The organism is Pyxidicoccus sp. M15 (genome assembly GCF_056858435.1).
Genome location: NZ_CM166495.1, coordinates 8992874 through 9017038, shown reverse-complemented (window position 1 = coordinate 9017038; position 24165 = coordinate 8992874). Strand labels below are relative to the sequence as shown.

Annotated in this window: 18 protein-coding genes; 10 read left to right on the top strand and 8 right to left on the bottom strand. The window is 71.0% G+C overall.

Translation table 11 applies throughout. The annotated features are described in order from the left end of the window. Positions 1-3 precede the first annotated feature (3 nt). The 6 genes from ACX9TP_RS33175 (at position 4) to ACX9TP_RS33150 (ending at position 8682) form a co-directional block, all read left to right on the top strand. Positions 4-1197, top strand: coding sequence for a PilW family protein (locus ACX9TP_RS33175; protein ID WP_482974648.1), 1194 nt, complete (start codon positions 4-6; stop codon positions 1195-1197). Then, on the top strand, positions 1197-1706 hold the full coding sequence (locus tag ACX9TP_RS33170) for a hypothetical protein (protein WP_482974647.1): 510 nt from the start codon (positions 1197-1199) through the stop codon (positions 1704-1706). Before ACX9TP_RS33175 ends, ACX9TP_RS33170 begins: the two co-directional genes overlap by 1 nt. A gap of 9 nt (positions 1707-1715) precedes the next feature. Beyond that, on the top strand, positions 1716-6119 hold the full coding sequence (locus ACX9TP_RS33165; RefSeq protein WP_482974646.1) for a pilus assembly protein: 4404 nt from the start codon (positions 1716-1718) through the stop codon (positions 6117-6119). Positions 6120-6340: 221 nt separating this feature from the next. Then, positions 6341-6940, top strand: a complete 600-nt coding sequence (locus ACX9TP_RS33160) for an RNA methyltransferase (RefSeq protein WP_482974645.1) — start codon at positions 6341-6343, stop codon at positions 6938-6940. A gap of 87 nt (positions 6941-7027) precedes the next feature. Beyond that, positions 7028-8089: a GlxA family transcriptional regulator gene (locus tag ACX9TP_RS33155; RefSeq protein ID WP_482974644.1), complete on the top strand. Its 1062-nt coding sequence runs from the start codon at positions 7028-7030 to the stop codon at positions 8087-8089. Beyond that, positions 8086-8682, top strand: a complete 597-nt coding sequence (locus ACX9TP_RS33150) for a DJ-1/PfpI family protein (protein ID WP_482974643.1) — start codon at positions 8086-8088, stop codon at positions 8680-8682. The genes ACX9TP_RS33155 and ACX9TP_RS33150 overlap by 4 nt, the downstream gene beginning before the upstream one ends. A 3-nt stretch (positions 8683-8685) precedes the next feature. Here ACX9TP_RS33150 and ACX9TP_RS33145 read toward each other — a convergent pair whose 3' ends face one another. Next, positions 8686-9030, bottom strand: coding sequence for a hypothetical protein (locus tag ACX9TP_RS33145; RefSeq protein WP_482974642.1), 345 nt, complete (start codon positions 9028-9030; stop codon positions 8686-8688). 40 nt (positions 9031-9070) lie between these two features. Here ACX9TP_RS33145 and ACX9TP_RS33140 point away from each other — a divergent pair, with 40 nt between their 5' ends. Next, positions 9071-10393 carry a tetratricopeptide repeat protein gene (locus ACX9TP_RS33140; protein WP_482974641.1) on the top strand — a complete coding sequence of 441 codons (1323 nt, stop codon included), beginning with the start codon at positions 9071-9073 and terminating at the stop codon, positions 10391-10393. Here the strand turns inward: ACX9TP_RS33140 and ACX9TP_RS33135 are convergent. The 3 genes from ACX9TP_RS33135 to ACX9TP_RS33125 form a co-directional block, all read right to left on the bottom strand. Next, positions 10374-11705, bottom strand: a complete 1332-nt coding sequence (locus ACX9TP_RS33135; protein ID WP_482974640.1) for a M16 family metallopeptidase — start codon at positions 11703-11705, stop codon at positions 10374-10376. The genes ACX9TP_RS33140 and ACX9TP_RS33135 overlap by 20 nt on opposite strands. Further along, positions 11702-13243 carry a sensor histidine kinase gene (locus ACX9TP_RS33130; protein WP_482974639.1) on the bottom strand — a complete coding sequence of 514 codons (1542 nt, stop codon included), beginning with the start codon at positions 13241-13243 and terminating at the stop codon, positions 11702-11704. The genes ACX9TP_RS33135 and ACX9TP_RS33130 overlap by 4 nt, the downstream gene beginning before the upstream one ends. Before the next feature lie 122 nt (positions 13244-13365). Next, positions 13366-13992 (bottom strand): hypothetical protein, encoded by a 627-nt coding sequence (locus ACX9TP_RS33125; RefSeq protein ID WP_482974638.1) that lies wholly within the window; start codon positions 13990-13992, stop codon positions 13366-13368. A 1288-nt stretch (positions 13993-15280) separates the two neighbouring features. Between ACX9TP_RS33125 and ACX9TP_RS33120 the strand changes: the two genes are divergently transcribed. Beyond that, on the top strand, positions 15281-15655 hold the full coding sequence (locus tag ACX9TP_RS33120; RefSeq protein WP_482974637.1) for a DUF488 domain-containing protein: 375 nt from the start codon (positions 15281-15283) through the stop codon (positions 15653-15655). A gap of 57 nt (positions 15656-15712) precedes the next feature. Here the strand turns inward: ACX9TP_RS33120 and ACX9TP_RS33115 are convergent, their stop codons facing one another. Genes ACX9TP_RS33115 through ACX9TP_RS33105 form a run of 3 tightly spaced genes read right to left on the bottom strand, consistent with a single transcriptional unit; the run spans position 15713 to position 21424 of the window. Further along, positions 15713-18859: an efflux RND transporter permease subunit gene (locus ACX9TP_RS33115; RefSeq protein WP_482974636.1), complete on the bottom strand. Its 3147-nt coding sequence runs from the start codon at positions 18857-18859 to the stop codon at positions 15713-15715. A gap of 13 nt (positions 18860-18872) precedes the next feature. Further along, the gene (locus tag ACX9TP_RS33110; protein ID WP_482982261.1) at positions 18873-20033 is read right to left on the bottom strand and encodes an efflux RND transporter periplasmic adaptor subunit; all 1161 of its coding nucleotides are present in this window, start codon (positions 20031-20033) and stop codon (positions 18873-18875) included. A gap of 17 nt (positions 20034-20050) precedes the next feature. Further along, positions 20051-21424: a TolC family protein gene (locus ACX9TP_RS33105; protein ID WP_482974635.1), complete on the bottom strand. Its 1374-nt coding sequence runs from the start codon at positions 21422-21424 to the stop codon at positions 20051-20053. 163 nt (positions 21425-21587) lie between these two features. Between ACX9TP_RS33105 and ACX9TP_RS33100 the strand changes: the two genes are divergently transcribed. Further along, positions 21588-21998, top strand: coding sequence for a MarR family winged helix-turn-helix transcriptional regulator (locus ACX9TP_RS33100; protein ID WP_482974634.1), 411 nt, complete (start codon positions 21588-21590; stop codon positions 21996-21998). 77 nt (positions 21999-22075) lie between these two features. On the opposite strand, the gene ACX9TP_RS33095 is transcribed toward ACX9TP_RS33100, so the two are convergent. After that, the gene (locus ACX9TP_RS33095; RefSeq protein ID WP_482974633.1) at positions 22076-23119 is read right to left on the bottom strand and encodes a cell envelope biogenesis protein TolA; all 1044 of its coding nucleotides are present in this window, start codon (positions 23117-23119) and stop codon (positions 22076-22078) included. A 212-nt stretch (positions 23120-23331) separates the two neighbouring features. Between ACX9TP_RS33095 and ACX9TP_RS33090 the strand changes: the two genes are divergently transcribed. Beyond that, on the top strand, positions 23332-24162 hold the full coding sequence (locus ACX9TP_RS33090) for a 2-oxo acid dehydrogenase subunit E2 (RefSeq protein WP_482974632.1): 831 nt from the start codon (positions 23332-23334) through the stop codon (positions 24160-24162). The last annotated feature ends 3 nt before the right edge of the window (positions 24163-24165 follow it).

The window sequence follows — 24165 nt, the reverse complement described above, 5'->3', positions numbered from 1 at the left end:
AGCATGCGCTCCCTGGAATTGCGCGCCCGTGCCTCCGCGGTCCGCGGCTTCACCCTCGTCGAGCTGCTGGTGACGCTGGTCATCATCTCCCTGCTCGCGGGCGCGGTGGTGGCGGTGGTCATCCACCAGACGCGGGCGTACGACTTGAGCACCCGGATGCGCGAGGTGGTGGCCGCCAACCGCACCAGCGTGTCCTTCATCGAGCGCCGCCTGCGGATGGCCGGCTTCGGCGTGGACCCGCGCTTCGCCTTCGACTTCGGCAAGGCGGGCAGCGTCATCCTCCGCGACTCCAGCACCGGGCCGGACGAGCTGGTCTTCTTCGCCCGCGCGCCGGGCTTCAACCGCCGGGCCACCACGACGAGCGGCACCAGCCTCACCCTGGACGCGCCGCTCACGCGGCCCTTCAGCCCCGGGCAGGTGCTGCTCCTCGTCTGCCCCACCGGCAGTGGCAGCGCGTACGTCACCGTGAGCGGAATGACGGGGGCCTCCACGGTGTCGCTGTTCAGCGCGTCGGGCGCCTTCCCCCGCCAGCAGGTGCCCGCCTGCACGGACCCGCCGTACGTCCTCAAGGTGGACCGCTACCGCTTCTTCGTCGCGGACGTGAACGAGGGCGGCCGGGTCCGCTCGTATCTGCTGCTGGACCAGGGCCTGGAGGTGGTGGCCGGCGGCCGTGGCGGCTTCAACACCACCACGGACCGCTTCCCCGAGCCGAGCGACCCGACGCCGTGGGACGGCGCCCGGGTGCTCACCGCCGCGGAGCTGCAGAACGTCACCCCGCTGGCCGCGGACGTGGAGGACTTCCAGGTGGCGTGGATGATGAACCGCCCGGAGGGCGCCTCGGCCCCCACGACGCCGGTGACGGCGCCCGACGCGGACGGGAACTGGACCTTCGGTGACTCGGCCGCCGAGCAGCCGCGCCCGGGGGACACCGCGCCCGCCTTCACCGATGCGTACCTGGACGGCAACCGCTTCAGCGGTCACCCGGCCAACATCCGCAACGTGCGCCTCACGCTCGTCATCCGCTCCACGCGCCCGGTGGGCCGGCGCGGCGTGCGGCCCGCGGTGGAGAACCGGCCGGCGGGCACCGTCCCGGATGCCTTCTACCGCAGCGTCATCACCACCCAGGTGGCCGTCCGCAACATGTTGTCCCGCTCCGAGTTCGCCCCCGTGCAGGTGACGTCGGGAGGAGGAAGCTGATGCACTCCCGGCTCGCCCGAGGCTCCGCGCTGCTGCTCGTGCTCATCGTCATGACCATCCTCGCGGTGCTCGCGGTGCTGGGCATCCAGTTCACCGGGCGCGAGCGCGACGCGGCCCATGCCTTCACCCAGGAGCAGGAGGTGCGCGCCTGCGCCGAGACGGCCCGCGCCAACCTCCTGTCCCGGCTGCGCACCGTGGGCATCCGGCCCACGGAGATCCGCTTCTCCGAGCAGCTCCCGGACTCGCCCCTTGCTTCCACGCGCTCCACCTACGGCACGGGGCACCTGGCCACGTCCGCGCCCGCGACGGACGGTGGCGCGGCGGTGACGGTGGAGCCGGTGCAGGTGGTGCTGCGCGGCGTGGGCTCCACCGGCCGGCAGGCGCGTGACGTGACGAACCTCGTCGGCCCCGCGGTGCTCGGCGGCCAGTACTACCGCATCGCCGTCCAGTGCCAGAGCCGGGGAGGCCGGCAGCACGAGATGGAGATGCTGGTCCGCTTCGGAATCTAGGAGACGCCCGTGTTGCGAGAGAACAAGTCACGTGTCGTGGCGTGGGCGGCCGTCATGGCCCTGGCCGGCGGACTGCTGGTGGCCACGCATGCGAGCGCGCAGGCTAGCGGGGACGCCTCGTGCTGCCTGACGGCCTCGAGCGCGCTCAGCGCCTACCTCAACCCGCCCACCGGCGAGGACAACACCTTCTTCCGTCAGGCCGCGGGAGGCGATGCCACCATCGCCTTCGTGCTGATGAACCGGAAGCGGATGCTCGAGTTCCCGCTGTCCATGTACGAGATTCGCATCCAGGGCAGCATGGATGGCCAGTCCCCGGATGACCCCTCCGCCACGGGCTGCAACAACGCGTACCTGAACAACCTCAACTACTTCTACCCGCGGGCCACGGCGCTCGTGGGCCGGTACCAGTCGGCGCGCGCCTACCCGCGCCCGGAGGTCACCTACTCCCCGAGCAGCGTCAACACGAACGCGGTGGACCAGCTCTTCATCGGCGCGAACTACTACCGGTTCCTGACCTGGACGAGCCGTGGCGCCTCGCCGGCGCCGACGAACAGCACGACGAATGCCTGCTCGGGGCTCTCCGGCCTGACGGCGGCGCAGCAGACCGAGTGCATGGCCTGCCTCTCCACCCGCGGCTACTACCTCAATCCCAACCTGCCCACCGCGCCGGACATGGGTCGCAGTGTGCTGACGAACCCGCAGGCCGGCGTGTTCTCGGGGAACTGGCTCAACTTCCACCCGCCGCGCTACGTGATGCTGCGGCTGGCGCTCAAGCGGCTCATGGGCGACCCGCGCATCTCCCGCTTCCGCATCTCCGTCGTCAGCAACACGGACGACCACGGCGCCGTCATCCGCGAGGCCTTCCGCCCCGCGTGTGGCGGCAGCGGCACACCCACCAACTCCTTCTCCAACGGCGTCGACTCCGTCCCCTTCACCCTCGACAGCAACCCCATCTCCGAGGTGCTGTTCAACATGGGCGAGTTCCACGCCGACTCGGGGCGCTGGTTCGGCGGGGCCAGCCCGCTCTTCTACGACCGCAACGTCGAGAAGATGAACGACAAGGAGAACCTCTGCCGCGACTGCGACAAGCACTTCGTGGCCCTGATGTCGGACGGCCGCGGCGACGATGCCATTCCCTACTGCGTGCCCCGGCTCAACGCCTCGGGCGTGCTCGCCCCGCCGAGCCCGTGCACGCAGCCGACGAGCCTGACCTGCCTCGACATCCTGGGCACCACCCACGTGGAGGGGGACGGCGACGACTACGTCTCCGCGGGCCGCTCGGTGGTGCTCTCCGGAGGCGCGCCCCGGACGCCGGCGGGCACCTGCCCGTCGGACCTGGCGGATGACGTGGCGGGCTTCCTCGACCGCACGGACCTGAGCGTTGCGAGCGCCTTCCCGGGACAGAACACCGTCCAGACGTACGTCGTCGGTGTGGGGAGCAACAGCGCGCAGCGCATGAACATCCTCCGCAAGGTCGCGGAGGAGGGCGGCGGCGACTTCTACCTCGCGGACGACTACGGGAAGCTGGAGAGCGGCCTGGACTCCATGCTCACCCAGATGTCGCGCCGGGCCACCTCCTTCGCGAGCGCGGCCGTGTCCTCGTTCCAGGTGAACTCCGGCGGCACCGGCATCGTCCCGCGCTTCCGTCCCAACCGCACCGGCGACTGGCGCGGCTTCCTCTACCGGTGGAACCTCTTCAGCGAGTTCGTCGAGGGCGCCAACAAGAACGCCAGCGAGGAGGACCCGGATGATTTGGACGACGTGTTCATCACCGACGTGAACAACGACATCGTCATCGAGGACGACGACGGCGTCTTCCGGCGCAAGGGCTCCACGGAGCGGGCCACGCCGCACTGGGAGGCGGGCGAGAAGCTCGTGCAGAAGGGCGCTGACAACCGGCGCATCTACACCGTCATCGACACCGCCGCGAGCAATGGCTCTGGCGGGCCGGACGGGAAGCTCGACTTCGGGGATGCGCGCGTCGAGTTCACCGAGGCCAACGCGGACCGGCTGCTGCCGTACCTCGCGCTGGACGGCTCGCCCGTGTGCGGCATCCTGCAGACGGCGCTGGGCCTGAGCTCGCTCTCCCGCAGGGACTGCGCGCGGCTGGTCATCCGGTACGTGCGCGGCAAGGACGTGCTGGACGAGGACGGCGACCTGGACCGGAACGACGACCGGGAGTGGCTGCTCGGCGACGTCTTCCACTCCTCGCCCACGCTGGTGTCGAACCCGGTGGAGCCCTTCCTCTGCGACCTGGGGCTCCACACCCAGTGCGTCAACACGCTCTACGTCAAGCAGCTGCCCGTGGGCGCCACGCCGCAGACCAGCTATCCCACCGGCGGCGGGCCGGTGGATGCCTACGAGAAGTACCGGCAGGACGGCCTGTCGCGCGAGCGCATCGTCCTGGTGGGCGCCAACGACGGCATGGTGCACGCGTTCCAGGCGGGCAGCCCGCTGGCGTCCGTGCCCGCGCCCTCGGCCTCGCAGCGCTTCCCGGAGACGCACGACGTGGGAACGGGCGAGGAGCTGTGGGCCTTCATCCCGCCGGACCAGCTGGCGAAGCTGAAGTTCCGGATGAACATCGAGGGCCGCCACCACTACTTCGTGGACGGCGACATCATGGTCCGCGACATCTGGGCCGACTCCTCCGCCAACCCGGACCAGAAGGACGCGGACGAGTTCCACACGATGGCCGTCTTCAGCGAGCGGCGCGGCGGCAACCACTACTTCGCGCTGGACGTGACGGACCCGAGGGAGCCCCGCTTCCGCTGGCTCTTCCCGCAGCCGTGCTCGCCCGAGGCGGCGGAGGTGGGTGAGACGTGGATGAGCCTGAGCCCGAAGGCGCCGCCCATCGGCCCGGTGCTGCTGCGCAAGGACGCGGGCGGCGTGGCCCGCGTCGTGCCCCCGTCGGCGGTGGCCGTGCCTACCGAGGAGCGCTGGTCGGTGTTCCTCCAGGGCGGGTATGACCCGAACCTCAACAAGGGGCGGGGCGTGTACGTGCTCGACGTCTGGTCGGGCTCGCTGCTCTTCAAGCGGCAGTACGACCCGGCGCGGAGCGCCTCGCAGTCGCTGAAGTTCCCCGTCGCCGCGCCCATCGGTCTCATCGACTATGGCGGGCAGGGCAGCAACCAGGACGGCTTCTTCGACACGGGCATCGTCGCGGACACGGGCGGGCAGGTGCACGTGCTGCGCTTCCATGAGCCGGGCCAGGACATCGACGGCGACGGGCTGATGGACAACTGGCGCATGGCGCGCAGCTTCGAGCAGGGCGGCAGCGCCGACCTGGACTTGCGCGAGCGCAACCCGTTCTTCTTCCTGCCCTCCAACAGCATCGACCCGATGACGGGCCAGCTGCGCACGTTCCTCGGCACCGGTGACCGCTACAACGTCCGCGACACGAACGCCGGGGAGTGCAGGGTGGACAACCCCTATGCCTGCGGCAAGTACGCGTGCACGTGGCAGAGCACGCTCACGCTCGACACGGGCAACCGCACGTACACCACCGGCACCTCGCTGGTCGGCGGCAAGGTGACGGCGGTCTCCGAGACGACGGCGTCGGGTACGGGCTCCACGTGCGGCTCCTTCACGGGCACGCAGGTGGACACGGTGAACAACTGCGCGGGCCTCTCCACGGCGCGCGTGCTGAAGAGCAAGAGCGTGACGTGCGCCACCCTGGACGGAGGCTATGGCTGCACGGAGGACATGGCGTCCGAGAGCGGCGGTGTGTTCGACACGGCCACGGTGGGGACGTTCACCGGCTCGGGGGTGAACAAGAACCGGTACTACGGCTTCTGGTCCTACGGGAAGTCGTTGGCCCAGGCGGATGGCGGCACGGTGCTCCGCGAGTTCACGGACGACACCGCCGCGGCGGCGTTCGACACCAACCGGCTGCGCGAGGCGAAGCTGGTGGACGTGACGGATGGAGGCACGGCCGCGCCCAACTCCGAGGGCTGGAGAATCGAGTACGGGGCGATGGCGGAGCGCACCGCGAGCGGCTCGGGCGTGCTCGCGAGCTGTGTGCTGTGGAACTCGCTGGAGTTCATGCCCAACGCCAACTCGACGTGCTCGGTGGGTGGCACGAATCAGGCGCGCATCTACCAGGCGAACATCTTCACCGGCGCGGCGGACTGCGCGGACTCGTTCAAGCAGGCGGATGGCACCTATGTCCGCTCGCTCAACCGCACCGTGCTGACGCCCCCCGCCGAGCCGACGCCCAAGGTCAGCATCAACGCGGCGGGGCAGATTCGCTACAGCCTCGACTCATTCGACCCCGGTGCGTCGCAGGCGCAGAGCGTCAACGTCCAGAGCAGCCAGGACGTCGTCCAGCTCATCTACTCGCTGGACGTGCCGCCGGCGCTGCACGCCTGCCGGCACGCGCCGACGGCGGATGGGACGGAGGGGCGCTGCGAGTAGGCGCTGGACGTGCCCTCGGCGCGGCATGTGCTGGCGGCGGATGGATGGGAGGGGCGCTGCGAGCAGGGCTGAAGCTCGGGGGTTGAGCGCCCCGGGCTGGCCCGGCGTCGGCAGGGCGTACCCTGGGCGGCCTGCCGTGCTGGCGTCCGTGTCACCGTCCGCGTGGGATGACCATCTTCCCGGCAGGCCGGCATCCACGGCGCGCCGGCGAAGGAGGACGGTTGATCCGCACGCTGAACGACGCGGTGGAGCTGGTGCACACGCACCACGTCATCACCGAGGTGCCCACACACGGGCCCGCCTCGCTCGTGGAGAAGGTGCTGGGAGGGCGCCCCGCCGGGAGCTGGCGTGAGCACTCCAAGGGGCGGCTCGCGTACCGGCTGGGGCGGATGCTGCGGGCCTCGCCGGACGTGCTCGCGGTGCGGCTGGTGGAGGGGAAGGTGGCCTTCGTGGACCGCACGCTGTGGCCCTCCGTGTACCGCGTGGCCATGGAGCCCTCGCGCCGCCGCGCGTCCCTGTCGGGACTCTCCACGGAGGCCCGTGAGCTGCTGACCGCCGTCGAAAGGGACAGGGAGGTCCGGCTGGAGAAGGAAGGGCCGTGGACCAAGGCCCGCCAGACGCTGCAGGAGCGGCTCCTCGTCCACTTCTCGGAAGCGCAGGAGGAGGACGGGCACCACGTCGCCGTGCTGCGCTCATGGCGGACCTGGGCGCCTCCGGGGCTTCGGCAAGAGGCCATGACGCTGTCCTATGAGGACGCGCTCGCCCGGCTGCGGGAGGCGTGCGGCGGAGCACCCACCGGCCTCGGCCCGTGGGTGTTCTGAGCGATATCGGCCTTCGCCGCGGCATGGCCGAAAACGTGGGCTCCGCGTCCTTGCGGCCAGGACGCGAAGGGGCGCAATGTGCTTCGCATGAAGCGAGCGCCCCCACGCCCACGGTCAGCGTCCTCGAGCCCCCGGGGACTTCCGCTGCGCATCGCGCTGCTCGCCTTCGACGATGCGCAGGTCCTCGACATCACCGGCCCGCTGGAGGTCTTCGGCCGAGCCTCGCGCCTGCTCCGGGAGCAATACGGGGCCACGGGGGACCGGTATGCGCTGGAGCTCCTCAGCGCGCATGGCCCGGTGCTGCGCTCATCCTCGGGCCTGCGCCTCGTCGCTGACACGGTGCTCCCGCGCGGGCGCACGGGCCACGGGCGCACCTTCGACACGCTGCTCATCGCAGGAGGCCGGGGCGTGCGGCACGTGGCGGAGGACCCGCGCGTCCTCTCCTGGGTCCAGGCGCAGGCCCCGCGCGTGCGCCGGCTCGCGTCCGTCTGCACCGGCGCCTTCGTGCTCGCCGCGGCGGGGCTGCTCGACGGACGGCGCGCCGTCACCCACTGGAGCGAGTGCGAGCAGCTCGCGCGGCGCTACCCGGAAGTCACCGTGGAGGAAGACCCCATCTTCATCCGCGACGGCCACGTCTACACGTCCGCGGGAGTCACCGCGGGCATGGACCTGGCGCTGGCCCTGGTGGAGGAGGACTGCGGCCGCGACGTGGCCATGGCCGTGGCGCGCGAGCTGGTGCTCTTCCTCCGTCGCCCCGGGGGCCAGTCCCAGTTCAGCGCGCAGCTCTCCGCGCAGACGGCAGAGCGAGAGCCCCTGAGAGACATCCAGGCGTGGATGGTGGACCACCCCGGTGAAGACCTGCGCATCCCCGCGCTGGCCCGCCGCGCCGCCATGAGCGAGCGCCACTTCCGCCGCGCCTTCACCTCCGAGGTCGGCTGTCCTCCCGCCCGCTTCGTGGAGCAGGTGCGGGTGGACGCCGCGCGCCGGGCCCTCGAGGAAACCGCCGACGGCGTGGACGCCATCGCCGCGCGCCTGGGCTTCGGCACCTCCGAGTCCATGCGCCGCGCCTTCACGCGCATCCTCCGCATCAGCCCCACCTCGTACCGCGAGCGCTTCCGCGCCGCGAAGCCCAGGAGCCACAAGCCGTGACCCGCATCGGAATCGTGCTGTTCGATGGAGCAGAGGAGCTCGACTACGCCGGCCCGTGGGAGGTCTTCGCCGCGGCGGCGTACCTCCGCCCGGAGCTGGACATCGACGTCCGCACCTACTCGAAGGACGGCAACCCCATCCGCAGCGCCAAGGGCCTGCGCGTGATTCCCCACGCGAGCTTCGCGGAGGCCCCGCGCCTGGACGTCGTGCTCGCGCCGGGAGGGGAGGGCCGGAAGCGGGAGATGCACGACGAGGGCATGCTCGGCTGGCTCCGCGCGAAGGGCGCCGAGGCGAAGTGGAACACCAGCGTCTGCACCGGCGCCTTCCTGCTGCACGCGGCGGGGCTCGCCAGGGGGCGCCGCATGACGACGCACTGGAGCGCCATTGAAGAGCTGCGCGCCCGGGGCGACGTCACCGTGCTCGACGGCATCCGCTACGTCCGGGACGGCAACGTCGTCTCCGCGGCGGGCGTGTCCGCGGGCATCGACATGGCGCTGTGGCTGGTGGGACAGCTCTGGGAGCCGGCCTTCGCGCGGCAGGTCCAGCGCTACATCCAGTACGAGCCGTCGCCGCCGTACGCCGCGGACGTCTAGGCGCTACGCCGCCACGTCGAGAATCTCCAGCGCCTCGCGCACGCCGGGCATGGCGGCGAGCAGCTCGAACTCCGCCGCCTGGAGCATGGACACCCGCCGACCGGACATCCGGTCCATGAGCAGCTCGATGCGGTAGTCGCCTGCTGGACTGACGTGACGGGAGATGCGGGCGCGGCGGCCCTCGGCCTGACAGGCGAGGATATCGTTGCGCAGGCTACGCAGGCGTCGGAACACCTTCAGCGCCAGACGCCCCTCGGGGGTGTCGAACGTGTGGAAGTGCCGATTTCTCGACAGGGGCTTGCTGGGGTCATGGAGCCTCTCGACGAGGCGCCGAACGAATGGGTCCATCGACGGGGGAGGATAACATCCGGTACCCTCGCGCTCAGCGATGCCCCGGCTTTTTTCGATCCGTCCCTGGACCCTGGCGCTCCTCCTCCCGCTTGCTTGCAAGGAGCCGGAGGTCGTAGCCGTACAGAACCGTGCCCAACAGGCGCAGAAGGCCCTCTCCGAGGGCCGTGCGTACCTGGAGAAGAATGAGCCCAACCAGGCGCTCTCCGCCCTGCGCCGGGCCGCCAGCGCCGCGCCGGAGAGCGCCGAGCCGCTGCTGCTCATGGCCCGCGCCCACCGGATGGCGGGCAACGAGGGTGCCGCCATCCTGGCGCTCAAGCAGGCGAAGTCCCTCGTCGGGAACGACCCGTCGATTCAGCGCGAGCTGGCGGACCTGTACCTCCAGGACGGCCACACCCAGGACGCGCTCGCCGCCCTCATCCACCTGCGCGACTCGGGCTCGCTGCCGGACGCGGACGTGCTCCGGCTTGCCCGCATCCAGGCGCGCGAGGGGCAGATTGACGCCGCCTTCAAGACGCTGGAGGGCATCCTCCGCGACAGCCCGGACGACCCCGAGGCCAAGTCCGTGGAGGCCGAGGTCCTCCTCATCAAGGGCGAGGAGCTGCTGGCGGCCAACCTGATGGACCGGCTGCTCCAGGAGGACCCGGGGCTGACGTCCGCGCGGCTGCTGCGCGCGCGCTACTTCCTCAACAGCGGCTTCCCGGAGATGGCGGAGGCGGACCTGGGCGCCGTGCAGGAGCCGGAGTCGGCGCGCACGGACGTCGTCACCCTGCGCGCGCGCGTGCTGCTGGTGCTGGGGCGCCCCGCGGAGGCCGAAGTCGCTCTGAAGAAGCTGGTGGAGGCCGAGCCCCAGAATGCCGAGGCCCTGGCGTGGCTCGCGGAGGCCGCGCTGGTGCAGGGGCGCCGCGCGGACGCGCAGGGGCTGGTGGACCGGGTGCTGCAGCTGCGGCCCCGCATGGCGCGGGCCCTGTACGTGCGCGGGCGCCTGGCGGAGGAACAGGGAGACCGCCGCGCCGCCGAGGAGAGCTACCGCTTCGCCCTGTCGGCGGAGCCCCGCTTCGCCCCCGCCCATGCGCGCATGGCGCAGCTCCACCTGAAGGCGGACCGGAAGACGGACGCCCAGCTCTCCCTGGAGCGGCTGCTCACGCTGGGCGAGGCGTCACTGGAGCACAAGGCGCAGCTCGCCGGCCTCTACGCGACGCTGCAGACGAAGGTGCCCCAGGGGCTGAAGCTCATCGAGGAGGCGCTGAAGCGCAGCCCCGACAACGAGGACTATCTGCGCACGCAGAAGGCCCTGATGGCGCTCGCTCCGAAGCCGAAGAAGCGCCCCACGGGCCCCGTCATCATCCGCGGAGGCCGCTGACGGCGGCCAGCACGGGAGCCTCCGGCGCCGGCAGCCCGGGGGCCTCCGCCACCACGCGCTCCAGGGCCTTGAGGCCCTTGCGCTGGCCCACCGCCACCACCGTGAGGTTCTCCCGGTGGAAGTAGCGCCGGGCCACCTCGCGCACGCGCGTGGCGGACTGCGCGTCCACCAGGTCGGCGCGGTGGCCGAAGGACTCGGGCGCGTTGAAGAGCTCGTTGACGCCGAACCAGCCGGCCAGCTCGCCCGGCGAGTCCTGCGCGAACTCCAGCAGCATGCGGTGGCGCCGCTTGGCGCGCGACAGCTCCTCTTCGCCCACCTCGGTGTCGCAGAGGGCGCCCAGCACGCGGAAGGCCTCGGCCACCACCTGCGCCGCCTTCTCCGGGGCGCTGGCCGCTTCAATCTCGAACACGCCCGCGTCGTGGTACGTGTCCAGCGACGCGTGGACGGAGTACGCCAGCCCCCGCCGCTCCACGATTTCGAACGGCAGCCGTGAAGACAGCCCGTCATCCAGCAGGCGCCGGATGATCTGCAGGGCGGGCTGGTCGTCATGCCGGTCCGGCACGGTGCGGAAGTTGATGCGGAACTCCGTCTGCGACTCGTCGTGCGCCACGAAGTGCAGCCTGGGGCCGGGCGGCGTGGCGGGCGGGGCGGCTTCCGTGCTCACCGGGCCGCGCGGCAGCCGGGCGAAGGCGCGCTCGGTCATCTCCAGCACCTCCTGGCGATTGACGCGCCCCGCGGCGGTGACGACGAGGTTGCCGGCGACGTAGTGCCGCGCGAAGTGCTCCAGCACCTGGGCGTGGGTGAGGGCGGAGACGGACTCGCGGGTGCCGGCAATCTTCAGGGCCAGCGGGTGGCTGGGGAAGAGCAGCCGCTGGGAGAGATTGTCCAGGTCGATGTCGCGGCCCTTCTCGTCCACCTCGTCGAGCATCTCCTCGAGGATGATCTGCCGCTCCACCTCCATGTCGGTGAGGCGGGGGCGGGTGAGCATGTCGCCGAGGATGTCCATGCCCACGCGCAGGTGCGCGGGGTGGAGGGGCGTGTAGTAGTACCCGTGGTCCCGGGTGGTGACGCCGTTGAGGTTGCCGCCCACCTCCTCGACGGCCGCGTTCATCTTCACCGTGTCCGGCCAGCCCTCGCTGCCGCGGAAGAAGAGGTGCTCCAGGTAGTGGCTGACGCCGTTGTTGGCGGGCGTCTCATGGCGGCTGCCCGTCCGCACGTAGATGGCGAGCAGGGCGGTGTGGAGGTGGGGCGTTTCGACAGTGACGACGCGCAGCCCGGAGGGCAGCTCGTCCCGGAACGAATTGAAGCTCATGCGCGAGGGAGCCTTAACACGAAGGAGGTGCCCTGGCCGGGAATACTCTGGCAGGAGAGCGAGCCCCCGTGGGCCTGGAGGATCTGCTGGCTCACCGCGAGTCCCAGCCCGGTTCCGCCCTCCTTGGTGGTGAAGAAGGGCTCGAAGAGGTGACGCCGCACGTCCTCCGTCATGCCCTGGCCGGTGTCGCTCACGTGGACCTCCACGTCGCTCTCCAGGGGGCGGGTGGCCACGGTGAGCCTGCCGCCCGCGGGCATGGCCTCGCGGCTGTTGCGCAGCAGGTTGAGGAACACCTGGCGCAGCTGGCCCTCGTCCGCGAGCACGGCGGGCGTGTCCTTCGCGAAGTCGCGCACCACCTCCACGCCCGCGCGCTCCAATTCCTCGCGGGTGAAGTCGAGCACGCCGTCCAGCACGGCGGTGACGTCGCGCGGGTCCAGGTCCGGCCGGGGAGGGCGGGCCATGCGCAGGTACTGCTCGGTGACGTCCGCCAGCCGGTCCACCTCGTGAGTGACGGCGGAGAGCAGTTCCTTCACCTCGGTGGAGTCGTTCTCGGACGCGAAGCTGGCGCGCTCCAGGCCGTCCTGGAGCAGCTCCACATTGAGGCCGATGGAGGACAGGGGGTTGCGCACCTCGTGGACGATTTGCGCGGAGATGCGGCCCACGGCGGCGAGCTGCTCGGCGCGCATGAGGGCCTCGGCCTGGGCCTTGAGCTGGGCCTCGCGGGCCTGGAGCGAGCGGGCCATCTGGTCGAACTCGCGGGCGAGCACGGCCACCTCGTCGTCGCCGCGCACGCCCAGCTGGGCGTTGTAGTCGCCGCGGCCGATGCGGGACACGCCCTCGATGAGGGTGCGCACCGGGCGCAGCGTGCGGGCGGACCAGGCGATGACGCCCAGGCCCACGATGATGGCCGCCAGCGAGAAGCCGATGATGAACAGGCCGGTGGTGCGCTCGCGCTCCTCGGCGCCGTCCACGCGCTCGCGGATGCGGTTGGCGAGCGCGGCGCGCAGGACGCGAATCTCGCGGCCGATGGAGGTCTCCAGCTGGCGCAGGTCCTTGGTGGCGCGGGCCACCTCCTCGCGGTCCGGGGACGCGGTGGACAGCGCGGAGAAGACCGTCTCGGCGGCGCGGCCGTAGTCGCGGTAGCGCGCGTGGATTTCCCCGAAGCGGCTCTCCAGCCCGAGGATGAAGGGGGCCTCGCTGGCGGGGGCGAAGGCGAGCACCTCGCGCGCCTTGACCCGGGCGTCCGTCAGCCGCTGGGACATGAGGGGCGGGAAGTAGAGGCGCGCGAGGCGGATGTAGGCGCGGCGGGCCTCCACGCTGCTCTCGTCGAGCATCCGCTCGGTGTCCTTCTCCTGCGTGGTGTGGAAGGTCTCCAGCTCCGCGGCGTCCTGCGACAGCTGGAGGTAGCCCTGGCTGACGAGGCGGATTTCCAGCCGGTTGCGGTGCAGCTCCGTCACGCTGAAGAGCGACACCATCCCGAAGGTGACGAGCACCACCGCGTAGCCGAGGAATATGCGCGTGGCGAGGGAGAGCTTCACGGGGTGTCATCGCTACGCGGACCCGGGCCCGGGCGCAAGTCTACCTGTAGGGCCGCTGGGCGAATGACGCGGCCGTGGGGCCCGTCATCTCGTCGCCTGGACGGACGCACTCACGGCGGCCTTCAGCGGGCCGGGTGGCCTGCCCGCCGAGCTGGCGGCTGGGTGCAGCGGGGCTCCAGGGCGTCCGCAAGTCGCTTGAGGTCGGCGTGGAGGATGATCAGGCCGACGAGGAAGCCAAGAGCGGTCAGGCCGAGCAACGCGATGCGCCCGGTGGAGAAGAGGAGCGGCCCGATGATGAGCGAGCCGAACGTGAGCGCCAGTGCCATGGCCGGAGAGCTGCGCATGCGGAGGCGCTCCGCCAGATGGACGAGGAAGAGGGAGACGCCCACTCCGGCGGCCAATTGGAGGGGGATGACCCCGAGCAGGATGCGCGTGCCCGTGCCCGTCAGGAGCAACGCGGCGACCAGCGGGAACTGGGCCAAGGTCGCGCCAAGCGCGAGCCAGGCCTGGGAACGGAGCTTCGTCTCGGGCGCGCGGGTAAGACGGTAGAGCTGGACCGATATCCAGGTCAGCAGGGACAGGCTGACGAGCCCCACGAACAGGCGGACCCAGAGGTCGAAGGAGGAGGTCTCGGTGCGCGGACGCCCTCCGTTGAGCATCGCCCAGATTATGACGACGAAGATCCCTGGGATGAGCGCGACCGCTCCCGCCCCCAACGAGAAGCCGAGGAAACCTCGCAGGCCAAGCACGCCTCTGCGGACGCTCGTCCAGTCCTCGGCGGATTCGAGTCGGGAGGGGAGGGCAGGCGACTGCGGCGTGGCTGATATTGGCCGGGATTGCCTGGGAGCTGGGGCGGGAAAGCGCGCCGTGCTGACGGGCGTGGAGGCCCGCGCATCGGGAGCCGGCCCGGGCTCATGGCCTTTCGGTGCTTCGATGGGCACGCCCGCCAATGACGTGAAGCAGCGCCTGCAGTGCGTGCGCGAGCGCGCCTCTGGAGACGCGAGCTGCGTAGCGAAGCCGCAAGAGGGACAGACGACGCGAACCATTCCCTACCTCCAGAACCGGAGGACAGGATGGCACCGTCTGCGTTGCTTTGATGGATATAAGCCAGCCGCTATCGATTACTCGGAGTGATTGATTCGTGGATGAAGGCGAACCGGCCCTCACGAATGTGCTCCTTCGCTGAGGACCGGCTCCCTCTCCCCATCCCTCACGCCCGAGCCGTTCGACTGGAGCAGGGTGAACTCACCCGCTCAGACTGCCGTGGTGCTCTGTGCTGCCGTGATGCGTGCTGCTCCGTACCGCCCCGTCCAACCCGCCGCCCGTGCTGCTGTGCTGCCCCGTACTGCCGTGCTGCTCTGTACTGCCCCGTCCAACCCGCCGCCCGTGCTGCCCCGTACCGCCGTGCTGCCCGACCAACCCGCCCGTACTACCCCGTGCTGCGACTACCCCGTGCTGCCCCATCCAACCCGCCGCCCGTGCTGCTCAACCCGTACTGCCCCGTGCCGCCCCATACCGCCGTGCTGCTCCACCCAACCCGCCGCCCGTGCTGCTGTGCTGCCCCGTACCGCCGTGCTGCTCCACCCAACCCGCCGCCGCCCGTGCTGCCCCGTACCGCCGTGCCGCCCCGCCCAACCCGCCCAACCCGTGCTGCCCCGTACCGCTTTTGCTGCCCACCCAACCCGCCGCCCGTGCTGCCCCGTACCGCCGTGCTGCCCCGCCCAACCCGTGCTGCCCCGTACCGCCGTGCCGCCCCGCCCAACCCGCCGCCCGTGCTGCCCGTACCGCCGTGCTGCCCCGCCCAACCCGCCGCCCGTCCAACCCGCCCGCCCAACCCCGCCACCGTGCTGCCCCGTACCGCCCCGTGCTGCCCGCGGTACCCCATAGCAGGGCGCGTGCCGGGCTCTTTCCTTGACAGAGTCCGAGCAGTTACAGGCACTTGAAGGCATGTCGTACGTTTGCCCTCATTCCCGTGCCAGTAAGATCTCCGGTAAGCCCTGGCGGAATACCCAGCAGCCGTCCTGGCGTTGATCCGAGATGCCCCTCAAGACCAAGCGCTGGTGTGTGCCAGCGGAGCCGGATGACGGCTACCGGGTCCTGGTCTGCCGCTACCGCCCCCGAGGCCTGCCCAAGGCCAAGGAGACATGGGACGTGTGGATGAGCGACCTGGCGCCCAGCCCGGACCTCTTCGACGCCTTCTACGGAAAGGGCCAGTCCCCCATCACCCTCGACGCCTACCGCGAGCGGTACGTCCAGGAGATGCAGGCCCAGCAGGACAAGATTGCCGCCCTCGCCGCCCGCGTGGATCAGGGCGAGTCGGTGACGCTGCTCTGCTCGAAGGACTGCATCCTCGAGCCCATCTGCCACCGCACGCTCCTCGCCCAGCTCATCGAGGCCGCGCGCCGCAAATGAAGACGGGGCCCGGGTAGAACCCGGGCCCCGCGTGTGTGACTCGAGCAGCCTCGCGGCTCAGTGCGACGGAGCCGGAGTCGGCACCGCCTCATCCTCGCCCGTGCTCCGCTTCGCCTCGCCGCGCAGCTTCTGCATCAGCACGTAGAGCCCGGGGATGAACACGAAGTTCACCACCGTGGACACGAGCATGCCGCCGAACACCGCCGTGCCCAGCGAGTTGCGCGACGCCGCGCCCGCGCCCGACGCCGTCATCAGCGGCACCACGCCGAGGAGGAACGCAATCGACGTCATGAGGATGGGACGCAGGCGCACCTCGGCCGCCTCCACCACCGCGTCGACGGCGCTCTTGCCACCCTCGCGCAGCTGCTCCGCGAACTCCACGATGAGGATGGCGTTCTTGCTGGCCAGGCCCACCAGCATGACGAGGCCCACCTGGCAGAACACGTCGTTGGCGTACCCGCGCAGCAGCTGGAGCCCGAGCGCGCCCATGATGGCCAGCGGCACCGAGAAGATGATGACCAGCGGCAGGCTGAAGCTCTCGTACTGCGCCGCCAGCACCAGGAAGACGAAGAGCAGGCCCAGGCCGAAGATGATCATCGTCTGACCACCGCTCTGCTTCTGCTCCAGGCTGATGCCCGTCCACTCCGCGCTCATACCCTGGGGAAGCACTTGCGCTGACAGCTCCTCCATCGCCTCCAGCGCCTGACCGGAGGACACGCCCGGTGCACCCTGGCCGTTGACCTCCACCGCGCGGAACAGGTTGTAGTGCCGGATGACCTGCGCGGACACCGTGGGCTCCACCTGCACCAGGGACTCCAGCGGAATCATGTCCCCGCTGTCGCTGCGCACGTAGAAGGCGCCGATGTCCTGCGGGCTGTCGCGGAACTGCTGCTCGGCCTGCACATAGACGCGGTACGTGCGGTTCGCGTAGTTGAAGTCGTTGACGTATTGGCTGCCCATGTAGACCTGCATGGTGCCGAAGATCTGCTCGATGGGGACCCCGAGCGCCTTGGCCTTCTGCCGGTCCACCTCCACGTCCAGGAGCGGCGTGTCGGCGTTGAAGGCGGTGAAGACGCCGCGCAGCTGGGGGTTCTCGTTGCTCTTCGCCACCAGCGCCTGGACGGCCGCCGCCACCTGGTCCAGCGAGCTGGTGCCGGCGATGTCCTCGACGATGTACTGGAAGCCGCCCACGCTGCCCACGCCGCGGATGGCGGGGGGCTGGAAGGGCATCACCCGCGCCCCGCCGATGCGGCCCAGGGGCCCGCGCAGCCGCTCCACCACCGCGGCCACGGTGTGCTCCTTGCCCGGGCGCTCCTCCCACGGCTTCAGGGACGTGAACATGGTGGCCATGTTGGGCCCCGTGCCCTGGAAGGAGAACCCGCCGATGGCGAACACCGCGCGAATCTCCGGCTGCTTGGCGAGCACGGCCTCCGCTTCGGCCAGCACCTTCTCCGTCTGGGCGAGCGACATGCCCTCCGGGCCCTGCACGGAGATGATGAGGTAGCCCTGGTCTTCATCCGGGATGAAGCCCGTGGGCGCCATCCGGAAGAGCACCACCGTACCGGCGATGCAGAGGAGGAACGCCACCAGGATGATGGCCGGGCGCTTCAGCAGCTTGCGCAGGTTGCGGCCGTACCCGGCGCGCGTCCAGTCCAGTGCCTTGTCCACCCAGCGGAAGAAGACCCACTTCTCACCCTGCTGGTGCTTGAGCATCCGCGCACTCAGCGCGGGTGTGAGCGTCAGGGCGCAGAAGGTGGAGAGGGCCACCGACGCGGCGATGGTGAGCGCGAACTGGCGGTAGATGGCGCCGGTGGTGCCGGGGAAGAGGGCCACCGGGACGAACACCGCCACCAGCACGATGGAGATGGCGATGACCGCGCCGGCCACCTCCTTCATGCCTTCGCGCGCGGCCTGAACGGGCGACAGGTGCCGCTCCACCATCAACCGCTCGATGTTCTCGATGACGACGATGGCGTCGTCCACCACCAGGCCCGTGGCCAGCGTGAGGCCGAAGAGGGTGAGGGTGTTGATGGAGAAGCCCATCAGCTGGACGAAGGCGAAGGTGCCCACCAGCGAGACGGGCAGGGTGAAGGCGGTGATGAGCACGCTGCGCCAGCCGTGCAGGAACAGGAAGATGACGAGGATGACGAGCGCAATCGCCTCCATCAGCGTCTGCATCACCTCGTGGATGGAGGCGCGCACCGCCAGCGTGGTGTCCGTGCCCGTCTGGAACGTCATGCCCGGAGGGAACTGCGCGGACAGCCGCTCCAGCTCCGAGTAGACGCCGTCACGCACGTCGAGCGCGTTGGCGGTGGGCAGCTGGAAGATGGCGAGACCGACAGCCTGCTTGCCGCTGAAGCGCAGCAGCGTGCCGTAGTTCTCCGCGCCCATCTCCACGCGGCCCACGTCCTTCACGCGCACGCTCTTGCCGTCGTTCTGCCGCATGAGGACGATGTCCCCGAACTCGTCCGGCTCCACGAGCCGGCCCCGCGCCCGCACCGCGAGCTGGTAGGGCTGGTCGTCGGCGGACGGCGGCTGGCCCACCGCGCCCGCGGCCACCTGGAGGTTCTGCTCCTGGAGGGCGCGCGTGACGTCCTGCGGGGTGAGCTTGCGGCGCGCCAGCTCCGTGGGGTCCAGCCACAGGCGCATGGAGAACTTGCGCTCGCCGAAGATGCGCACCTCGCCCACGCCGCGCACGCGCTTGATGGCGTCCTTGAGATTCACGTCGGCGTAGTTGCTGAGGAACTTCGCGTCGTAGCGCTCGTCCGGGCTGAAGAGCGCCACCGTCATCAGCATCTGGCTGGAGGCCTTGTTGACGACGATGCCCGTCTGGTTCACCTGCGCGGGCAGGCGCGCGGCGGCGCGGCTGACGCGGTTCTGCACGTCCACCGCCGCCACCTCGATGTCGCGCGTGGGCTCGAAGGTGATGGTGATCTGACTGGTGCCGTCATTGCTGCTGGTGGAGGTGATGTAGCGCATGCCCTCCACGCCGTTGAGCTCCTGCTCCAGCGGGATGGTGACGGCGCTCTCCACCACCTCGGAGCTGGCGCCCACGTAGGTGCTGGTGACCGTCACCTGCGGCGGCGCCAGGTCCGGATACTGGGCGATGGGCAGCGTGGGGATGGCGATGGCCCCCACCAGCGTCAGCAGGATGGAGCAGACGATGGCGAAGACGGGCCGGCGGATGAAGAAGTCGACGAACATGGTGCTCTCCGGCTCAGCGGCTGCCGCCCACGGGCGCGCCGCCTCCTGTGCCGCCGGCCGTCGGCGTGGTTCCCATGGCCTTGGCGGGCGCCTCGGCTTGGGGCGCGACCTTCACCTTCACGGGCATGCCGTCGCGCAGCGCCTGCATGGAGGAGACCGCGACGAGGTCTCCCGCCTTCAGGCCCTTCTCCACGACGTACGCCATCTCGCCCAGCGCGCCGAGGGTGATGGGGCGGCGCTCCACCACCGTCTTGCCTTCCTTCTCCTGCACCACCAGCGCGAAGGGCTGGCCGCTCTGGCGCACCACCGCGAGCGCCGGAATCTGCAGTGCGTCCCGCACGGAGTAGACGATGCGCGTGCGCACCAGCTCGCTGGGACGCAGGCCCCCCGTGTTGCGGAAGGCGGCCTTCACCTCCACCAGCTGGGTGCGCGGGTCGGCCTGCGGCGCGACGAAGAAGACGGTGCTGGTGAGCAGCACCTTGCCCTTCGCGTCGAGGATTTCCACCGCCGTGTCCGGCTTGAGCGAGCGGGCGCGAGAAGAGGGCACCGACACGCTCACCTCGAGCACGTCCGCCTGCGCCACGCTGGTCAGCACCGTGGTGGCGCTCACGAAGTCGCCCAGCCGCACCAGCACGTCACCCACGGTGCCGGCGAAGGGCGCGCGCACCACGTTGAACTGCAGCTGCACCTGGCGCTGCGTCACCTGCGCGGCGGAGGAGCGCGACGCGGCGTCGGCGGCATCCACCTGGGCGCGGGCGGCCTCCAGCTCCTGCGCGCTCGCGAGGCCCTCCTTGTTGAGCGCCTCCGTGCGGGCCAGGGTGCGGCGGGCCAGCTCCAGGTTGACCTTGGTGGAGCTCAGCTGGGCCTGGGCGCTGTCGAGCGCGGCCGTGTCCTCGCGTGCGTCCACTTCCACCAGCGGCGCGCCGGCCTCCACCTGCTGGCCGGGCTTCACGTGGATGCGGCGCACGTAGCCACCCACCTGCGGCAGCACCGTGACGCTCTGCCGCGACAGCAGCGAGCCCAGGTACTCGCCGGTGTCCCGCACCTCGCGCGGGGCCAGCGACACCACGTCGATTTCCCGGGGCGGCGGCGCGGCCGGTGCCGCCTTCTGCCCGGAGCAAGCCGCCACCGCGACCAGCACCGCCACACCACACACAGTCTTCTTCAGCGCCATAAGGGGGCGCACCCGCTTCACCAGTCGCACCGGGCCTCCGTCAGGAATGCGTCCAGGCGTGCCTGGACGAGCTCGAATTCACGCAGCACCAGGGTCAGCTCCGCCTGGCGCAGGGCCGCCGCGCTCTGCACCAGCTCGAGGCTGCTGCCGCGGCCCACTTCAAAAGCACGTCGGGTGAGGCGGTCGGTCCGCTCCGCGAGGTCTCTCGACTCGCTCGCGGTCTTCACCAGGGCCTCGGCCACCTCGACGCCGCGTCGGGCCTGGGCCACTTCCAGGGCCACGTCGCGGCGGGCGTTCTCCAGCGCCGCGGCCGCCTGCGTCTCCGCGCCCGCGCGCTCGCGCACCAGCCCCTCGCGCCCGCCGCCTTCCCAGAGGGGCACCGAGAGCACGGCGGCGATATTCCAGGTCGCGAAGCGGCCGAAGCCCGGGTCCGTGGTGAGGCCGTAGAGGGTGCTGGAGACGCCCAGCGTGGGCAGGTAGCCCGCGGACGCCTGACGCCGGCTGTCGCGCGCGGACTCCACCTGTGCCTGGGCCGCCACCAGGTCGGGCCGCGAGTCGAGCCCGTCCAGCGCGGCGCAGTCCTTGCGCGTCTGGTCCACCAGCCCCTGGAGGTTGAAGGACGGGTCGACGCCGATGGGCTGGCCGAAGCCGAGCGCGAAGCCCAGCGCCTCACGCGTCTGGCGCAGTTGCTCGTCACCGGCGACGAGCGCGCCGCGCGCCACCGCCACGTCCTGGTTCACGCGCACCACGTCCAGTTGGTTGCCCGCGCCCAATTCGAAGCTGCGCTGGGTGAGCGACGAGCGCTCCAGCGCCTGGCGCAGATTCACGCGGTTGATTTCCGCCGCGCGCTCGGCGGCCACCGTCGCCACCAGCGTGCGTGCCACGCCCAGCGTCAGGCGGCGGCGCACGTCCTGGAGGCTGGCCACCGCGCCCTTCTCCGCGGCCCGGGCCGACGACAGCCCGCGCCACGCGCTCAGGTCCACCACCGACTGCGTCAGCGTCGCGGAGACGGTGCCGACGGGCGTGGTGGGCGCGCGGCCCTCGCCGACGACTCCTGGATTCACGCCTGCGGCGATGTCCGGATTGAGCAGGTCATGCGCCACGCCGGCCTGGGCGCGCGCGTTGGGCAGCAGCGAGGACAGCGCCTGACGCCAGCGGCCACTGGCGCGCTCCACGCCGGCCTCCGCGCCGCGCAGGTCCGTGGAGCGCTCGCGCACGAGCGCGAGCGCCTCGTCCCACGTCTTCACCAGCCGCGGGGCCGGAGGAACGGGGGTGAGCATCGCGTCCTCGACCTTCGGCTGGACGGCGGCCGGGGGAAGGTCGGAGGGGGTCGGCTCGGACTGCACTGAAGTGGCGGCGAGCGCCAGGAGGAGGACGGAAGGGGTTGCCATACGCCAGACGTGAGGAAGGAGAGGGTGGCTGCGGTGTTGCCTGGAATTCCCCCCCGAATGACGGCCTGCGGCGACGACCGATGTAATTGACAACGGTTGTGGTTCGCAACCATCTTTACGGGTGATGACGCTCGCAGAGCAAGTAGCAACCCTGCGTCGCACCGTGCGTCGGCTGCTGGCCGACCGGCTCGGAGAGCAGACGGGCAGGCCCTTCATGCAGCTGCTGGCGCTGAAATCCATCGCCCATGGCGTGCGCAGCCAGGCCGCGCTCGCGGATCGGCTGTCGGTGGACCCCCCCGCGGCCAGCCGGCTGGTGGACCGCCTCGAGGAGGACGGGCTGGTGCACCGGCGCGCCGGCGAGGACCGCCGGTGTGTGCGGCTGGAGCTGGCGGAGAAGGGGCAGGCGGAGATGCAGCTGGTGACCGCCGCGCTCCAATGGGTGGACGGGCAGCTGCGCGGGTACCTGGAGGCTTCCGAGGCCGCGGAGCTGCAGCGCCTGCTGGCGAAGCTCCAGGACGGCCTGACGCGGGATCAGGGCCCCACGCCGCCGGGCGGGTGCGCGACGGACGAGTGAAGGGGCCGGAAACGGCGAAGGGCCCGGTCCCCGAGAGGACCGAGCCCTTCATGCCCGACGCGGCGTGAGCCGGTGCTTCAGACGGGCGCGGGCTTGTTCTCGGAGTCGGCCGGAGCGGCGGACTCGGAGGCGGGCGCCTCGGAAGGCGTGGCGGCGGGAGCCTGCTGGGCGGCGGTCTGGGCCTCCGTCTCGGCGCGCACGCGGGCGGTCTCCTCGGTGCGCTGGTCGCTGGCGGCCATCTCCTCCGGCGTCAGCTCGGTGCGCTCGGCGAGCATGCCCGTCTTCTTCTCCAGGTCCTTGATGGCCCGGCGGATCAGGTCGCGCTCCAGGAGGGTGCGGTTCAGGCGCTTCTCCAGCGCCTTGTACTTGTCCCGCATCAGGTCCAGGTCGCTCTTCGCCGCGGCGTAGACGCGCTGCTGCGTCTCGTTGCGGCCCTTCACCCGGCGCAGCTCCTTCTCCAGCTCCACCGCGCGTGAGCGCTCCTTGTTGGCCTGCTGCTCCAGGCGCTCCATCTTCTCGCGGTCCGCGTCGTTCAGCTCGCGGAAGCGGCGCGCGCCGCGGTCCTGCTGCGCGGCGTCCGCCGCGGGAGCCACCGTCACGGCGGTGGCGACGACGGACTCACCCTCCTTGGCGGGGGCGGAGATCTGCGGAGCCGCCACGGGGGCGGCGACAGGAGCGGCGACAGGAGCGGGCTGCGGGCGGCGGCCGCGTCCCTCCATCTCCGCCCTCAGGCGCTGGTTCTCCGTAATCGCGTGCGCCAGCTCCTCGCGGGTCTGCTCGAGCTGGACGGACGCGGCGCGCTCGACCTCGGCGCGGGCCTTGGCCAGGTCCTGCGGCCCCTTGTCCGACTCCTTCTGCTCGAAGAGCTTGCGCTTGGCCTGCTTGAGCTGGTCCTTCACGTCCTGCAACTGGGTGCGCTGCTCGTCCAGCTCCTTCTGCTTCCGCTGGAGCTCCGCCTCCGCCTTCGTGCGCCGCTGCGACTCGGATTCCAGCTCGTTGCGGAACGCGGGCGCGGATGAAGAGGAGGAGGACGGGAGCGCGGCTCGGTTCGAGCCGCCAAAGAGCAGGATGCCGAGCGTCACGGCAAACCCGATCGATACGAGGATGAGTGCAACCAGCACGGGGACGACCTCCACGGGAGATGCAAAAAGCGGGGCAGCCTACCGTCAGACACCGGCCCGTCAAGGGTCCACTGCCGGACGGAGTTCCCTGCAGGGCCCTCCATGCCCTGCCTCGAGCCGCTTTGCACTCTGGAAATCGACTCCTGGCGTGGGCGGCGTCCGGGCGTGGCGGGGCCTTCCCCGGCCCCCTGTGAGCGGCGATTCTGCGTGCCATGCCGCACCTGGAGCTGAGCCCCAAGACGCACGTGTCGAGCTTCCGGAAGCTGGCCATCGGCAGCTGGGAGACGGCGTATGACCCCACGGTCTACGGCACGCTCACGGTGCGGATGGACCGGGCGCTGGCCTACATGGAGGCCTTCCAGGCGCGCACCGGCGTGCGGCTCACGGTGACGCACCTGGTGCTCAAGGCGCTGGCGGAGGCGCTGCGCCGCTGTCCGGACGCCAACGCCGTGCTCCGCTTCAGCCGCATCTACCTGCGCCAGCGCATCACCGTGTCCGCGCTGGTGGCGAGGCCGGAGGGAGGCGGGACGCGGCTGGTGCCCGTGCGGGTGGAGGACGCGGACAGGAAGGGGCTGCAGGAATTGGCGGCGGAGCTGGAGGCCGCGGTGCGCGCGGAGCCGGAGGCCCGGCGCGGATGGCGGCTGGTGGAGCGGGTGCCGTCACCGCTGCTGCACCTCTTCACGCGGGTGGTGTCGTTCCTCGCGGTGACGCTCAACCTGGACCTGGGGCGCTTCGGCCTGCCGAGGGATGCGTTCGGCGCGGCCGTCGTCACGGACGTGGGCACGCTGGGGCTGGACATCGCGTACCTGCCGCTGGTGCCCTTCACGCGCGTGCCGGTGTTCCTCGCGCCCGGCGCGGTGCGAGAGACGGCGGTGGTGGAGGGGGAGCGCGTGGTGGTGGGGAAGGTGATGAGCGTGAATGCGTCCATCGACCACCGCTTCATCGACGGCTACCACGCCGGGGTGCTGGCCGGCACGATTCGAGAGATGCTCGAGGACCCGTTCACCGCCTTCGGCGAGCCAGACGCAGGGCTCGTGAAGTGAGCC